The organism is Pseudomonas nitroreducens (assembly GCF_014204515.1).
In the GTDB taxonomy this organism is placed as follows: domain Bacteria; phylum Pseudomonadota; class Gammaproteobacteria; order Pseudomonadales; family Pseudomonadaceae; genus Pseudomonas; species Pseudomonas nitritireducens_A.
This window is the reverse complement of record NZ_JACHLI010000083.1, coordinates 1-1,133: the sequence shown is the minus strand read 5'-3', so window position 1 is coordinate 1,133 and position 1,133 is coordinate 1. Positions and strand designations below refer to the sequence as shown.

At 64.6% G+C, this 1,133-nt stretch carries 1 protein-coding gene; it reads left to right on the top strand.

Annotated elements, in window-relative coordinates:
- Nucleotides 1-1,133, top strand: a 1,133-nt coding sequence (locus HNP46_RS35640; protein ID WP_184598998.1) for an acyl-CoA dehydrogenase family protein, incomplete at both ends; no start/stop codon positions are given.

Sequence of the window (1,133 nt, the reverse complement as noted above, 5' to 3'; positions counted from 1 at the left end):
GAACTCCAGGCCATCCGTGACGGCGTACGCGCTCTCTGTGCGGAGTTCCCCGCCGAATACTGGCGCAAGATCGATGAAGAAAAGGGCTTCCCCGAAGACTTCGTGCGCGCCATGACCGAAGCCGGCTGGCTCTCGGCGATGATCCCGGAAGAGTACGGCGGCTCCGGCCTGGGCCTGGCCGAGGCGTCGGTGATTCTCGAAGAGGTGAACCGCTGCGGCGGCAACTCCGGGACCATCCACGGGCAGATGTACAACATGTTCACCCTGCTGCGAAACGGCAGCACCGAGCAGAAGGCCTACTACCTGCCCAGGCTCGCCAGCGGCGAACTGCGCCTGCAGTCCATGGGCGTCACCGAACCCACCACTGGCACCGACACCACCAAGATCAAGACCACCGCCGTGCGTAAGGGCGACAAGTACGTGATCAACGGCCAGAAAGTATGGATCTCCCGCGTCCAGCATTCCGACCTGATGATCCTGCTGGCGCGCACCACGCCGCTGGCCGAGGTGAAGAAGAAGTCCGAAGGCATGTCGATCTTCCTCGTCGACCTGCGCGAAGCCATCGGCAACGGCCTGACCGTGCAGCCGATCGCCAACATGGTCAACCACGAGACCAACGAGCTGTTCTTCGACAACCTGGAACTGCCGGCCAGCAGCCTGATCGGCGAAGAAGGCAAGGGCTTCAAGTACATCCTCGACGGGCTGAATGCCGAGCGCACACTGATCGCCGCCGAGTGCATCGGCGATGGTCGCTGGTTCACCGAAAAATCCGCGCAGTACGCCCGCGACCGCGTGGTGTTCGGCCGGCCGATCGGGCAGAACCAGGGCGTGCAGTTCCCCATCGCCGAGGCGCATATCGAGATCGAAGCCGCCGACCTGATGCGCTGGCGCGCCTGCGAGGAATACGACAGCGGCCGCAATGCCGGCGCCGCCGCCAACATGGCCAAGTACCTCGCCGCCAAGGCCAGCTGGGAAGCGGCCAACGCCTGCCTGCAGACCCACGGCGGCTTCGGCTTCGCCAACGAATACGACGTCGAGCGCAAGTTCCGCGAGACCCGCCTGTACCAGGTGGCGCCGATCTCCACCAACCTGATCCTGTCGTACGTGGCCGAGCACCTGCTCGAACTGCCGCG